This window comes from Pseudomonas sp. CG7 (genome assembly GCF_023701885.1).
Classification (GTDB): domain Bacteria; phylum Pseudomonadota; class Gammaproteobacteria; order Pseudomonadales; family Pseudomonadaceae; genus Aquipseudomonas; species Aquipseudomonas zanjanensis.
Map to the genome: position 1 here is coordinate 41,257 of NZ_JABAEE010000026.1, position 13,967 is coordinate 55,223.

General features: G+C 54.1%; 11 protein-coding genes and 1 pseudogene. 4 read left to right on the forward strand and 8 right to left on the reverse strand.

The window, feature by feature from the left end; genetic code table 11:
- Positions 1 to 136: 136 nt before the first annotated feature.
- From ribB to HGO40_RS13085, 3 genes are all read right to left on the reverse strand, one after another.
- Entirely contained in the window at positions 137 to 787 is a 651-nt protein-coding gene (ribB, locus tag HGO40_RS13075; RefSeq protein WP_250963331.1) for a 3,4-dihydroxy-2-butanone-4-phosphate synthase, read from the reverse strand.
- 111 nt (positions 788 to 898) lie between these two features.
- Entirely contained in the window at positions 899 to 2,233 is a 1,335-nt protein-coding gene (locus tag HGO40_RS13080; protein ID WP_122306040.1) for an MFS transporter, read from the reverse strand.
- Between the two features lie 135 nt (positions 2,234 to 2,368).
- Positions 2,369 to 3,625, reverse strand: coding sequence for an acyl-CoA dehydrogenase family protein (locus HGO40_RS13085; protein WP_221034199.1), 1,257 nt, complete (start codon positions 3,623 to 3,625; stop codon positions 2,369 to 2,371).
- Positions 3,626 to 4,214: 589 nt separating this feature from the next.
- On the opposite strand from HGO40_RS13085, the gene HGO40_RS13090 reads away from it, so the two are divergent.
- Positions 4,215 to 5,102, forward strand: coding sequence for a LysR family transcriptional regulator (locus HGO40_RS13090; protein WP_250963332.1), 888 nt, complete (start codon positions 4,215 to 4,217; stop codon positions 5,100 to 5,102).
- 191 nt (positions 5,103 to 5,293) lie between these two features.
- The gene (locus tag HGO40_RS13095) at positions 5,294 to 6,154 is read left to right on the forward strand and encodes a DMT family transporter (RefSeq protein ID WP_250963333.1); all 861 of its coding nucleotides are present in this window, start codon (positions 5,294 to 5,296) and stop codon (positions 6,152 to 6,154) included.
- 155 nt (positions 6,155 to 6,309) lie between these two features.
- On the opposite strand, the gene HGO40_RS13100 is transcribed toward HGO40_RS13095, so the two are convergent.
- Positions 6,310 to 7,590, reverse strand: a complete 1,281-nt coding sequence (locus HGO40_RS13100) for an O-acetylhomoserine aminocarboxypropyltransferase/cysteine synthase family protein (protein ID WP_250963334.1) — start codon at positions 7,588 to 7,590, stop codon at positions 6,310 to 6,312.
- Between the two features lie 99 nt (positions 7,591 to 7,689).
- On the reverse strand, positions 7,690 to 9,081 hold the full coding sequence (locus tag HGO40_RS13105) for an aldehyde dehydrogenase family protein (RefSeq protein ID WP_250963335.1): 1,392 nt from the start codon (positions 9,079 to 9,081) through the stop codon (positions 7,690 to 7,692).
- A 101-nt stretch (positions 9,082 to 9,182) separates the two neighbouring features.
- Between HGO40_RS13105 and ptrR the strand changes: the two genes are divergently transcribed.
- Positions 9,183 to 10,064: a putrescine utilization regulator PtrR gene (gene ptrR, locus HGO40_RS13110; RefSeq protein WP_250963355.1), complete on the forward strand. Its 882-nt coding sequence runs from the start codon at positions 9,183 to 9,185 to the stop codon at positions 10,062 to 10,064.
- A 339-nt stretch (positions 10,065 to 10,403) separates the two neighbouring features.
- On the opposite strand, the pseudogene HGO40_RS30650 reads toward ptrR, so the two are convergent.
- Positions 10,404 to 10,915 (reverse strand): annotated as a pseudogene (locus HGO40_RS30650) (molybdopterin-dependent oxidoreductase).
- 659 nt (positions 10,916 to 11,574) lie between these two features.
- Positions 11,575 to 12,189 (reverse strand): TetR/AcrR family transcriptional regulator, encoded by a 615-nt coding sequence (locus HGO40_RS13125; RefSeq protein ID WP_250963338.1) that lies wholly within the window; start codon positions 12,187 to 12,189, stop codon positions 11,575 to 11,577.
- 280 nt (positions 12,190 to 12,469) lie between these two features.
- Between HGO40_RS13125 and HGO40_RS30840 the strand changes: the two genes are divergently transcribed.
- Positions 12,470 to 12,601, forward strand: coding sequence for a group II intron maturase-specific domain-containing protein (locus HGO40_RS30840; RefSeq protein ID WP_433861509.1), 132 nt, complete (start codon positions 12,470 to 12,472; stop codon positions 12,599 to 12,601).
- 564 nt (positions 12,602 to 13,165) lie between these two features.
- Here HGO40_RS30840 and HGO40_RS30845 read toward each other — a convergent pair.
- On the reverse strand, positions 13,166 to 13,921 hold the full coding sequence (locus HGO40_RS30845) for a methyl-accepting chemotaxis protein (protein ID WP_433861708.1): 756 nt from the start codon (positions 13,919 to 13,921) through the stop codon (positions 13,166 to 13,168).
- Positions 13,922 to 13,967 lie beyond the last annotated feature (46 nt).

Genomic DNA, 13,967 nt, shown 5'->3' on the forward strand with positions numbered 1-13,967 from the left:
TTTGTTGGTTTTGAGTTTGCGGGTAGCGCACGCTGTGATAATTGTACTAATTCACAGGGTTAAAACTTTTCGGAAATTATTCATGCGCCATGCCGATGAAACATCCAAGGCTTATAATTCCCATTGCTAATATTCCCTAGACCGCTATACACATTGGAGTCATGCCCATATGGGGCATTTTATCGTATCTTACGTATTCGATAAGATCATGTATGCTAACGATGGGCATGGCATGTTTTTTGGCGAAGATCATAAGTTCCGGGAGTCTGGCCATACTCCCATCATCGTTGGCGATTTCACATATAACGCCGCTGGGCGTCAAACCTGCAAGTTTTGCCAGTTCACCCGACGCTTCAGTATGACCATCACGGCCAAGCACGCCCTGTGGGTGAGCTATCAACGGAAAGCCGTGGCCGGGTCTGCGAAAGTCTTGCGGCTTCGCAGAAGGGGCGAGCATTTGTCTGATCGTGTTCGAGCGATCGCTTGCCGAGATCCCTGTCGTCACATCCTGTACGCCGTCAATTGAAACGGTGAATGCCGTTGCAAAGCTCTCCGAGTTCTCCGCCACCATCAGCGGCAGATTCAATCGGTCAGCCAGCTCCGGTTGAACGGACACACAGATCAGTCCTCGTCCGAGACGCATCATGAAAGCGATAGTTTCGGGAGTTACCAGGTCGGCGGCGACGACAAGGTCGCCCTCGTTCTCACGATCTTCGTCATCGACCACGACGACCATCTCACCTCGGCTGATTGCATAAATCGCACTGGCGACGCTATCCAATTTCATAGCTATCAAACCTCTTTTAAATTAAGTTTTGTTTTACTGAAGTGTTCTGGTCACTGCCAGTACATGACGCGTACATGGAAGAGGGCGCCGTATATGCGCGCCCCTTGACGATTAATGTCTCAGGTCAATGCCCTTGGTCTCTCGCATGAAATATACGACCACAAACATTATGACGTTGAGCGCCATCACGTAAGCGGAAAACACCCAGGCTTCGCCAATCGAATGCAACCAGGAATTGAGATAGGGTGCTGTTCCGCCGAAAAGACCAGCGGCCAAAGATGTCATTACGCTGACGCCCATGCCCCTCATTCGAGCAGGCACCAATTCGGCCATCAAAGCCGGGTAATGCCCTACACCGATTGCATAGATAAACAGACCTAGGCTTTGCGCAATGAATAGCGACGATGGCTCGCTAGACAATAACGCCTGAATCGGAAGCCCGCACAGAACGACCAGGCCAGCGAATGTCATTGAATTGATTCTCCGACCCAGCTTGTCCGAAACCCATCCGAAAATAGGCAGGAATGCAATCATGCAAGCTTGCGCACCGAGGCTCGAGAGGAAAGCGCTGTTTGGATCCATGCCGTGCTGTGTAATAGCCATTGCCGGAGCAAAGGCGACCCAGGTGTAATACCAAACGTTCATCGCCGCATTGATCACCATCACCGTCATAATGATGCGACCGATGCTTACGGGTTTGATTGAGGCTTCGCTTGCCGGCGGAAGTTTGCCCGCATCAGTTGCATTGAAGACCTCTGTTTCATGGGCACTTTTACGTAGATACATGACGTACAGGCCGAGCACCGAACCTGCACCGAATCCGATTCTCCAGCCCCATTCATTCATCACGTCGGCTGTAAAAATCGACGTCAGACCCGCAGCAACGGCTGTGGCAATCATGATACCCAGAATCACACTGACGTATACCGAGCTTGTCCAGAGTCCTCGCCGTTCCCTTGGCGCGATTTCCGCCACATACACGTAGGACACCCCTGACTCACCGCCATGAGCGAAACCTTGCAGGATCCGCATCACGAGCAGGGCAAAGGAGGCGAATGCTCCAGCAGTCTCATAGGTGGGTAGAAGCGCGATGCCCAAGCTTGCTAACGCAAGCAATGTCATCGTAACGACCAAGGTGAATTTTCTTCCTCGACGATCGGCAATACGTCCAAAGAACCAGCCGCCCAAAGGTCTTGCGATGAAGCCGCCGGCAAAGATGGCCAAGGTGGATAGCAAAGCAGAGGTGGGGTCAGTTTTCTCGAAGAAGTTTGCCGCCAGGTAAATAGATAGAGTGCTGTAGATCGTCCAGTCATACCACTCTAAAACGTTCCCTGCCGCCGCCGCTTTCAATGACTGTCTGCGCTGGGCCAGCGTCAGGGCGCCGCCGTTGGACAGAAGGGATTCCTCCACATCAATCAGTCGAGCATTCGCTGCTGTATCGCTCATATTCATCCTCCCTTTACTTTCGTAAAGATGTCGAATTCTTATAGTTGTTATATTGAAGGAGCGTTCTTGTTCTTATAAACGCGCAACATGGTAGTCAGCGTTCTTTACGAACGCTGTCAGCCATCAGCTCTGCTTCTAAACAGCTCCAACAGTCCATCGAGCGGGCGGCAACGTACCGTTTACGGCAAACTCCCCGACAATTCGCTGTTTGTAGATATGAGGATTGTGCGATGCGATGGTACGCGCATTTCGCCAGTAGCGGTCAAGTGCAAGGCCTTGTTTGGTGCTGGAAGCACTCATTGCATCGAATGCCTGAGTGGTTGCTTTTAGAACCAGATTGATAACAACCGATTGGATCTGAGACGTCTCGATTTCGAGGAGGGGACATGCCCTGTCGTAAGCGTCTTTATCGCCGTCTCTTAATAGATTGACGACGTTCTCCATGCTCTGCGCAACGCCCATCACAAGCGCCCCTGCGGAGTAAGCCATGCCTCTTACGGCGCCGACCACTTGCAAAAGCTGCGGATCGTTGGAGGATTTACTGGCGGCGCCATGTGAATACACACGCGTTCTTTTCGCCACAAATTCAGCAGTATCATTAGCAACGCCGCGCGCAATACCTGCCAACGTAGCAAGATGGTACAGTTGAAAATACGGAAGTGAGTGACCAAATCGTGTTGAGTGCTTGCGTAAATCATTTTCCGCCACTTGCACATTGCTGAAATGTGCGGTGCCACTGGCAGTGAGCTTTTGCCCAAAGCCATCCCAATCGTCGATGATCTCTACGCCCTTTGCGTGCCTGTTTATCATGGCCAGCACTGATTCGCCGGCGGCATCTGCCGCGCTGACTTCAATCCAATCGGCGTACATTGCTCCCGTGGAGTAATATTTTGATCCCGTGACGGAAAAATTCCCATCCTGCTCAATCAGCTTCGTCAGCAACGATTTCTGCATCGCACCCGGCCCAATTTCCGCCATGGCGTTGGATGCTGTTTCATTACGCCCAGCAATTTTCAACCAGCGATCCGCAAAAGGCGTTGCCCCGAAACTCATCAAGTCTTCCACGAAGGCAAAGTGGCCGCGTAGAGCTTGTGCGATATTTGAGTCAGCTTCCCCCAGCTCAATGATCATTGCGAAGAATTCCGGCAGGGTGACCGCCGCGCCACCATAATCGGCAGGAACCCGGATAGCACCGAAACCTAGCGCCTTCAGTTCATTGATTTCTGGGCCAGGTAAAATACGATTGCAGTCTCGCTCGGCCGCGCCATCCTTGATTTTAACCAACAGAGGTCTGATATTTTCAACAAGTGAAGAGTATCGAGGTGAAGGCGGGCAGCCCCAAGTAATGGTTGCCAGTTGGTCTGTCGAAAGTTCGCTCGTAGTGTTCAGCACATCTATCACCCATTATTATTGGAAATTGTACGGCAGTGGCGTGAAATGTCCTGCCCTAGACTTATTTATCCAGTCGTTTTGCAATCCTGATGTGTCGAATTATCAGTGTGTTTCGATACAACATGCACTATCGTGCAAGGCTATGTATTGAGACTGCGCGATACCAGAGTCGGGCGCAGCAGGCCTCACCTCGGACCGGTTAATTTTCCATACATGAATGAGATTCGCCAAATCTCTAAGATTATCTGAGACGCGTATCGTCGCCTCGAAAGTTCCAGGCCGATAATTTGCCAAATGCGCTTGAAGATCAAACGAAAAAACTTTGTAAAAGTCGATCGATATTTTCGATGGTCCTGTGAATCGGTGAGGTTGTGCGGGGCAGCGCAGTACATTTCACGACTGCTGACCACCAGAGCGCTAGGGAATGACGTATTCCGATCGGACGCTATGGTCCTTCCCTCAGAGCATTTCTTTGACTGCATTCGGGTGGTGGGAGAAAGCTCGCTCTCCTACTTGACTGGACCGGCATGATGGCGTGTGATGATCCTCGCGATAAAGCGTACGGTCATGATATGAGGAATATAATAATATGAATCTTCGCCAGCTTGAGACTTTTTTGGTAATCGCTGAACTTGGCAGTTTTTCTGCGGCGGCAGATCGGCTGTATGTAACACAGTCTACTATTTCGGCGAGAATCATCGAGCTGGAACAAATGCTCGGCGTCGAACTTTTTGACCGATCGCAACGTAATGTCCAACTCACGTTCAAAGGCAGGGAGCTTGTCGTCTATGCTCAACAGATGGAGGTGTTGGCCGAGAAGATCAAGCACAATGTTGGCTCGAAGACCTCACTCACCGGCATTGTCCGAGTTGGCGTTGCTGAATTGGTTGCCATGACATGGTTGCCCAAGTTTGCGGCGCTTATCAGAGCACATTATCCCAGCCTTCAAGTAGAGTATGAAGTTGGATTAAATCCTTTTCTCTCGGATGGCATACGAAGTGGTAACCTGGACCTCGCCGTTGTTGCGGGTCTCTCTCCGGAACCAGGCCTGGTTTCACTTGAACTTGGAACAGTTCCGTTTGCCTGGATGGCCAGCGACTCTCTTATTCCACAAAACAATGTAATGTCTGTGGAGGAACTTCGAAAGTGGCCAATCCTATATCAGGGCACCGAATCCTATACCAACAACTTGATTGATGACCTTCTAAAGTTGCCTGCAGGCCGTAAGCAGCGAGCGGCCACCTGTAATTCTTTAGGCGCAATAATCTCACTTGCTCGTGGTGGTCTGGGTATCAGCTTGCTGCCGATTTCTTCTTGCGAGAGTTACATCAAGGACGGCGAACTCAAGATTCTGAAAACAGAACCCGAGTACTACGCGATGCCATTCACTACAGTTTATGACATCCATCCTGAAGCTAACTTATTGGCAGCTATCGCGGATCTCAGCTACGAAGCAAGTAGTTTCCAACGGCACTGATCAGTGGGGTCGTACGTATTTGGATGGCGTGGGACGCCATGATTACCGGCCCATTTTGTATTGACCGGTCGGTACAGATTCGTTATAAATTCGTCTGGAACTCAATCCAGGCACGGTGAAGCATTGCCGGCAGGAAAATCTAAAAGCCCACACGGGTATTGGAGCCAACAAAAACAATGAACATTCACCCCATGCAGACCGCCACCTCACCTGTCTCTGCAAGGCTGATCGGGCTGACCTGTTTTGCCATGGTCGCATTCGCCGCCAACTCTTTGCTGTGTCGCCTGGCGCTTAAACACACCGATATTGATGCAGCGAGCTTTAGCGTCGTACGGCTGGTAATTGGGGCTTTGGTGTTGTGGCTTATTTGCGCCCTCAAACGTCCCTCAACGCCGGTAAAGGGAAGCTGGGTGGGCGCAGTGGCGCGGTTCATTTATGTATTCGCTTTTTCTTTCGCTTCCCTGAACCTGGATACGGGAACGGGAGCGTTGTTGCTCTTCGGTGCTGTGCAACTGACCATGGTTCTCTATGGCGTTTGCAAGGGCGAGCGTATGCGGCTACCCGCGATAATCGGACTGTTGTCAGCACTTGGTGGCCTGATCAGTTTACTGCTCCCCGGTGCCACGGCTCCAGATCCATACAGTGCGCTCATAATGCTGATATCGGGGCTCGCATGGGGTGGGTACTCGTTGCTTGGCAAAGGCGTATCGGACCCTCTGGCGACCACTGCAGGCAACTTCATTCGCTCGATTCCGCTGGTACTTATTGCAAGCCTGGGGTTTTTGGGAGGGCTGCGCTGGGATCCGCTGGGTCTACTTTATGCGGTGTTTTCCGGAGCGCTGGCCTCTGGCGTCGGTTACGCGGTCTGGTACAGCGCAGTTCGCCACATGGCATCGTTCCAAGCGGCCACCGTACAATTGAGTGTGCCCATCCTGGCGGCGCTGGCGGGCATTATCTTTCTCGGTGAAAGCCTTTCCCTGCGGCTGGTCGTGGCGTCTGTGGCGGTCCTCGGCGGCGTGGCGTTGGTCTTGGGCAGCAAACAGAAACGCTGATAGCCGCAAGGACAGGATTTGATCCAGTGATCAAGGATCAGTGGATCGGCCCGTCCACGCATCTCGTTACGACAGGCATTCTTGCCATGGCCAAGGATATCCATGGTGGCGAATGCCTGCACCGTTACTCGAGTACCTTTGCGCCTACGGCCTGGTCATAGAGTCGGGGTTGAGCTCAACGCCTGCTTCAAATCGACGATCAGGTCTTCGATGGCTTCGATGCCCACCGACAGGCGAATCATCTCCGGCTTCACACCGGCCTTGGCTTGTTCCTGCTTGTTCATCTGCCGATGAGTAGTGGAAGCAGGATGGCAGGCCAGAGACTTGGCATCGCCGATGTTCACCAGGCGTTTGAAAATCTGCAGAGCGTCATAGAAGCGCACGCCTGCCTCATAGCCACCCTTCAAGCCAAACGACAGGATCGCCGATGGTTTGCCTTGCATGTATTTCTGCGCCAATGCGTGGTGCGGATGATCCGGGAGTCCGGCATAGCTGACCCATTCCACTTCAGCATGGCCTTGCAGGAATTGCGCAACCTTCATGGCGTTTTCAGTGTGGCGCTCCATGCGCAGCGCCAGGGTTTCCAGTCCTTGCAGCAGCAGAAACGCGTTCATCGGCGCCAGCGCCGCGCCGGTGTTGCGCAGTGGCACAGTGCGAGCGCGCGCGATGAAGGCGGCGGGGCCGAACTTCTCGGTATAGACCACGCCGTGATACGCCGGCTCGGGCTGGTGGAGGCCGGGAAATTTTTCCGCGTATTGGGTCCAAGGGAATGTGCCGCCGTCGACGATCACACCGCCCAGGGAGTTGCCGTGGCCGCCGACATATTTGGTCACTGAGTGCACGACTATATCGGCGCCGAACTGGATCGGCTTGCACAGGATCGGCGTGGCCACGGTGTTGTCGACCATCAGCGGCACGCCACGAGCATGGGCGACCTTGGCCAGGGCTTCGATGTCGATGATATTGCCCGCCGGGTTGCCGATGCTTTCGCAGTACACCAGCTTGGTATCGTCGTCGATCAGTTCGGCGATGGCCTCGGCGGAGTCGTCTCGGGCAAAACGCACATCCACACCAAAGCTCGGCAACAGGTGGGCGAACAGGGTGTAGGTGCCGCCATAGAGTTGTGGCGTGGCGACGATGTTGTCACCAGCACGCGTGAGGGTCTGGATCGCATAGTGGATCGCCGCGCTGCCGGCCGAGACGGCCAGGGCTGCGACACCGCCTTCGAGGGCGGCCATGCGTTGTTCCAGCACATCGTTGGTGGGGTTCATGATCCGCGTGTAGATATTGCCTGGCACGTCCAGGTTGAACAGGTCGGCGCCGTGTTGAGCGTTATCGAATTCGAAGGCGACGTTCTGGTAGATCGGTACGGCGACGGCCTTGGTGGTCGGGTCCGACTTGAAACCATGGTGCAGCGCGATGGTGGCGTCTTTCATGATTGTTATTAACCTCCTGTACAGGTGTAGCGGATTTTTGTGTTTATGGAGTTTGTATCAAGCTGACATTCGCCCATCTCCGTGCTGGATACTATGCACTTAATGCCGATCCAGCCACACCGTTTGCGCGTTGCAGAATTCGCGTACCCCGAAGTGCGAAAGCTCACGACCGAATCCGCTCTTCTTCACACCGCCGAAAGTGACACGCGGATCGGAGGCGCAGTAACCATTGATGAATACACCGCCGGATTCCAATTCACCGGCCATTTGTTGGGCGCGTTCCACGTCGCCTGTATAGATCGTCGCAGCGAGTCCGAACTCGCTGTCATTTGCCAGTTCCAGGGCGTGGGTGGCATCGCGTGCAGTGATGATCGAAGCGACCGGGCCAAACAGTTCCTGCTTGAACGAGGTCATCTGGTCGGTGACATCAGCGAAAACCGTTGGTTCGTAGAAGTTGCCGGCCCCCTCGGCCTTTTTGCCACCCAGTAACAACGTAGCGCCTTCCTCCAGAGTGTCGCGCACCTGTTGATCCAGCTCATCGCGCAAATCAAAGCGAGCCATCGGGCCGATGTACGTGGCGGCGGCCAGTGGATCACCGACCACCAGTTTGCGCGTGGCTTCAACGAATTTGCGCGTGAACTCCTCGACAACGCCTTGCTCGACAATCAGGCGCTTGGCCGCTGCGCAGACTTGCCCGGTGTTTTGATAGCGACCAATTACAGCGGCTTTCACTGCATCGTCGAGGTCGGCATCGTTGAGTACGATGAAGGGGTCGGAACCGCCCAGTTCCAGGACGCATTTTTTCAACGCTGCACCGGCCTGCGCGCCAATGGCCATGCCGGCTCGCACGCTGCCGGTGAGGGTCACGGCTGCAATACGTGAGTCTTTGATCGCCGTGGAAACACCTTGCGGCGTGACGTTGATGACTTCGAAAACCCCTTCAGGAAATTCGGCTTGCTGGAAGGCTTCCAGCAACAGGTAAGCGCTACCCATCACGTTCGGCGCGTGTTTGAGCACGTAGGTGTTGCCGGCGATCAATACCGGAACGGCGCCGCGCAGGACCTGCCAGATCGGGAAGTTCCATGGCATCACCGCAAGAATCGGGCCGAGTGGGCGGTATTCAATGCGTGCTTTCCCGCCCTCAACCATTGTCGGTTCCGCATTGAGCATGGCCGGGCCGTGTTCGGCGTACCACTCGCAGAGCTGCGCACACTTTTCGATTTCGCCGCGTGCTTGAGTGATCGGCTTACCCATTTCCAGGGTGATAATGTTCGCCATCGTTTCTGCTTTGTTGCGCAAGACCTCGGCAAGCGCGATAAGCCGTTGCGCGCGTTGCGCAACCGGTGTGCCGCGCCACGCACGGAACCCGGCCGCGGCACGTGACAGTGCGGTTTGTAGCGCCGCTTCGGATTCAAAAGGGTAGTTACCGATCTGCTCGCCGTTGGCGGGGTTAATCGAAATCGCGTGGGTGAGGCTGGAAATACTGGTCATGGCACCGTCCTACGGGGTGGAGAGGCGTTCAGACTACGGTGGCTTTTAGTATCTGAAAACTGAATAATGCTGACTGTATCGTTCATGTATGGAGAATGAGTTTGGATCTGGTGCAGCTCGAAATTTTCAAAGCGGTTGCCGAGTACGGCAGCATCAGCACCGCTGCCCAGCACATCCATCGTGTGCCGTCGAACCTGACCACGCGGATCAAACAATTGGAACTGGACCTGGGCGTGGACCTGTTTATCCGCGAGAAAAGCCGCCTGCGGCTGTCGCCTGCCGGTTGGAGTTTTCTCGACTATGCCCGGCGCATTCTCGATCTGGTCCAGGAGGCGCGCGCGACGGTTGCTGGGGAAGAGCCGCAAGGATCGTTTCCCCTGGGGTCGCTGGAGAGCACGGCGGCGGTGCGAATCCCTGAATTGTTGGCCGCCTATAACCAGAAGCACGCCAAGGTCGAACTGGCCCTGTCCACTGGTCCTTCCGGGACCATGATCGAAGGCGTGCTATCGGGTCGATTGGCCGCTGCGTTTGTCGACGGTCCAGTGCTGCATCCGGCACTGGAGGGCGTGCCGGCATTCGAGGAAGAGATGGTGCTTATCGCGCCACTCAACCATTCGCCGATCCACCGCGCACAGGACGTGAACGGCGAAAACATCTACGCCTTTCGCTCCAATTGCTCTTACCGCCATCACTTTGAAAGTTGGTTTGCCAAGGATGCTGCGGTGCCCGGCAAGATTTTTGAAATGGAGTCCTATCACGGCATGCTGGCCTGTGTCAGCTCCGGTGCTGGCCTGGCGCTTATGCCGCGTAGCATGCTCGAAAGCATGCCGGGCTGCACCACGGTGAGTGTGTGGCCGCTGTCGGAATCCTTTCGCTATTTGCGAACCTGGCTGGTGTGGCGTCGGGGGACGGTGTCGCAAAGCCTGACCATGTTCGTGCGTTTGCTCGAAGAGCGATGCGTAGCGTCGGGCCGACTGACTTGAGCGAATCGCACCGCCATCGATTAGCAATACTGCCCGGTCAGGCAGGGTTCTATCAGGGGACCTTCAAGCAGTTAGTCATGCAGGCAACCGCTTTGGTGTCGAGTCTATCATCGGCAAAAAAACATCTCGATTCGGCATTTTTACCGCTGCCAATGTCGATGCATTGACGGTCGTATTGGCTTCAATCAGTTTGCTCATGTGCAGAATGTATAGCCGGTGACTGCGTATACCTGTTCATTACTCAATGACTGTGGAGCCTGAAAGGGCATTGTTCTACGGATGTAGTCAAAAAGAGTCGTTGCGTAGGGCCAATAGCTGCCGATTGTCTTAACCGGCTTGTCAGTGGTCAGCGACCCGTCGCCTCCCGCCAAATGCTGGGCCGACGCCGCCTTCGAGTTTCAATCCATGACAGGCGACACGGCTGTTCATGTACGTGTGAGTTTCTGGTGCGGAGGGGTAGGTCACAAGCGATTTGCATTCCATGACAAAGGAGAATTTCCGAGCTTTGCCATTGGCCATCAAGTCAGTGTATTTAGCCGTCTTTTCCCGGGTGTAGGCAGGTGCGTCGGTGATGTGTAATCGTCGCAGCCATTTGATGTGAATATTGCCTTCGTAGCACGGAACAAACAGGCGCAATGGGTATCCTGTTCCGGTCTCAGACGCTCGCCGTTCTGGCTGTAAACGACCATCACATCATCCAGGCACTTCTCGATGGGAATACTTCGCGTCATAGCGGCACCATCAGCACCTTCGGCGATGATCCATTTGGCTTCTGGCTTCAGACTGGCTTCATCCAGCAGTGTTTTCAGGGTAACGCCCGTCCACTCAGCGCAACTCACCAAACCACTCACTTCGGCTGCGGTTTTAACCCACGGAGGAAGAAACGCTATTTCAGTGAGGCCGTAGATCAACAGCCGATGTACCGCAGGATTGATCTCTGGTACGCCCGCGTGGTGGCGCTCATAAAGCAAACCGTTTGGGGGTAATGATGCCGTCCAATTCTTGAAGCGGCGAGGTGCTGTAGGCAGACATCGTGTCTTTCAGACCGGGGTATAAATTTCTGACTGCTTTGCTTTCGAATTTTGAGGGTTTTCCGTAAGGGCTCGCCGTCGGGGCGCCAAGGCTGCGAGTCCATTGCGGGATTTCAAGGGGCAGGTTCGGGTCCAGGCTGGCCGTACTGGTGGTCTCTGCCGTGGCGAGTTTACTGTCATTCAGAAGAAGTGCCGCAGTGCCAACTAATGCTCCGCTTTTAACAGAAAATCTCTGCGGGCTATTGGCACTTCAGACACGTCTTGCTTTGCACGAACCATGAGATTTTTTTCATTGTTTTTCCTCCGGAGCTTAATCGGAACAGGCAACTGATGTGTGGACCGATCAGTCTGTCTGGTTTTAAGCTTAGGGCGGAAAGGGCGGTTGTCCAGGGTTACGAACGACTACAGAGCGTCGATGTAGATCAAGGTGAAAAGTGATAAGAGCGCAGACGGCGCATGTGACGCGCCGCGGATGATCGTCAAGCCTGGGCTGGCGTAGTCTTGAGTCCTGGCAAAATGGTGTCGCAAAAAAACATTGCGATGGAGTCGGAGGAGCGTGGGCCACCTGGTTTAATCCACAGATAACTGTAGTGGTGAATGCCAAGGATAGCCTTGACGGCCAACGAGTCAGATGTACGAAAAGTTCCCTCACTGACGCCTGTCTTTAGGATCTGTGACCAGAGCCTTTCATACTGACGGTGCAAGTCGAGAAGTTCGGTTTGGCGCGTGCCAATGACGGAATACATTTCTCGGAAACAGACAGTCATCTCGGCTAGATGGGTGACGATCGTCCGCATGACGATAGTGGAGAACTGGCGAAATTTGTCTTCCGCGAGTAGATTGCTTTCACAAAGAGGGCTGCCCTCAGCGATCAACACCCGCAGATAGCGGCTGGTGATCTCGAATAGCAACTCTTCCTTGCTACCGATGTGGTAATACAGCGCGCCCCGACCAAGGCCCGTCGCCTTTTCCAGCTCGGCCATCCCGGTCGCGTGATAGCCCCGCGTTGAAAACAACTCCGCAGCGGTTTTCAGTATCCGCTCCTTGGTGCCATTTTCATTGGGTTCGACAGAGGCGGTGTTTTTCTTTCCCATGAGTCAGTTCCTGCTTGTTAGGGATCAATCATACCCATGCAGGCGTGTTGAAGGATATCAATGCCAAACGCCCCATCCTCAGCTCCTGTTTAGCATAGACAGGAGTGAAGTTGTGCACGCGATATCAGCCTATGCGCAAATCGACAGTCTTCTTCACAGCGATGACTCAGAGCCGTGAAATTTATCCTGCTAAGAATCGATTCATAGCTTCATTTGGCTCGCGGGCCTCGGGTTCAATTATAGAAACTAATGACTTTGTTTTATTTACTAATGACCACCGGTGCTCAGGCTGTCGCAGTCTGCAAGAGTTGTCGAAAATCTACGCCCTTATATTTTGAGCTGGAGAACTTACTTTGGGTTGTCACAAACACCGAAAATCTGGCGAGAGCTTGATGAATGGCTACAACACTGACTGCGTACGATCCAGCTTTAGCAATGGAGGCGTGAACCGACGATCTACCCGTGAACTGAGGGTGCTGAGAGCCAGTAGCCAATCGGCCCGAAGTGGCGGACAACTCTTATCGTTGATGGCGTAATAGCCGATTTGAGCTGAATCGATTGTTGCATATGGCGTGGTTCGACAGGCTGGGACTAGTGCGGCTCTCATAACCTAAATCTCTCGAACCGCCCGCTGCGGACCCGCATGCAGGGTGGTGTGGCAGGGAAGCGGCCTATGAAGGCCCCCCCTATGGCGATTATGTAATCTGTTTGTAAGCGTCTGCCGAACACATCTTGCACCAGCCCATTTAGGGTAAGCGGACTTTCAACTCATCTCGTCGGGACTTCAACATTCTTTGCGTTCTATGGCAGCTTGCTTCCCCTATTCTCCTTGACCCGCCTGAGAGCAGGAACCAGAGCGAGCCCCAGCAGCGGGTTCGAACAGTGACTCAATAATCGTACAGTCTGGAGTGTTCGAACCTGGCATGTTGACTCACACGTGCCTGCCATTGAGAGCAGCTCTATTGGTACGTTTTTCTTACACTTTGAACTGATCCATCAAGCGCATCTGCTCAGTGGCTAAGGCATTGAGTTGGCTGCTTACCTGCGCCGATTCGGTCGCTTGGCCCGTCAAAGTTTCAGTAACTAGTCGAATGGCCGAGACGTTGCGATTCACTTCTTCGGCAACTGCGCTTTGCTCCTCGGCGGCGCTCGCAATCTGCATATTCATGTCGCTGATCACAGTGATTGCCTCGCCGATCCTGCTCAGCGCCTGCACAGCATGCTGAATCTGTCCAACACCGTTGCGGGCCTTTGTCTGGCTCGAATGCATGGTATGCACCACGCCTCGGGTGCCAGTCTGGATGCGCTCAATGACCGAGCGTATTTCCTCCACCGAATCTTGGGTGCGCTTGGCCAGGTTACGCACTTCGTCGGCTACCACGGCAAAACCGCGGCCGCTTTCGCCTGCACGAGCGGCCTCAATAGCGGCGTTAAGCGCCAGCAGGTTGGTCTGCTCAGCAATCGAACGAATTACTTCGAGCACCGAGCCGATTTTATCGCTGTTAACGGCCAGAACTTCGACCTCCTTGACTGCCTTGCTCACTTCCTCAGCCAAGTGCGAGATGTCCTGCGTACTCCTTTCGATGATACTCATGCCATCTTGCGCCGACTGATCGGCGCCACGGGCTGCGGTGGCTGCGTTAGAAGCGCTGCTGGCGACCTCTTGGGCAGTGGCGCTCATCTCCATGGATGCGGTCGCCACCTGGTCGATCTCGCGGAACTGCAATTGCATACCATCGCTGGTTTGACGAGCAATCTCTGAAGACTGGTCTGCGGTG

Bases quoted from the DNA above. Each gene is read 5' to 3' on its own strand.
- ribB (WP_250963331.1), bottom strand. From the start codon at position 787: ATGAAATTGGATAGCGTCGCCAGTGCGATTTATGCAATCAGCCGAGGT.
- HGO40_RS13080 (WP_122306040.1), bottom strand. From the start codon at position 2,233: ATGAGCGATACAGCAGCGAATGCTCGACTGATTGATGTGGAGGAATCC.
- HGO40_RS13090 (WP_250963332.1), top strand. From the start codon at position 4,215: ATGAATCTTCGCCAGCTTGAGACTTTTTTGGTAATCGCTGAACTTGGC.
- HGO40_RS13095 (WP_250963333.1), top strand. From the start codon at position 5,294: ATGCAGACCGCCACCTCACCTGTCTCTGCAAGGCTGATCGGGCTGACC.
- HGO40_RS13100 (WP_250963334.1), bottom strand. From the start codon at position 7,590: ATGAAAGACGCCACCATCGCGCTGCACCATGGTTTCAAGTCGGACCCG.
- HGO40_RS13105 (WP_250963335.1), bottom strand. From the start codon at position 9,081: ATGACCAGTATTTCCAGCCTCACCCACGCGATTTCGATTAACCCCGCC.
- HGO40_RS13125 (WP_250963338.1), bottom strand. From the start codon at position 12,189: ATGGGAAAGAAAAACACCGCCTCTGTCGAACCCAATGAAAATGGCACC.
- HGO40_RS30845 (WP_433861708.1), bottom strand. From the start codon at position 13,921: ATGCAATTGCAGTTCCGCGAGATCGACCAGGTGGCGACCGCATCCATG.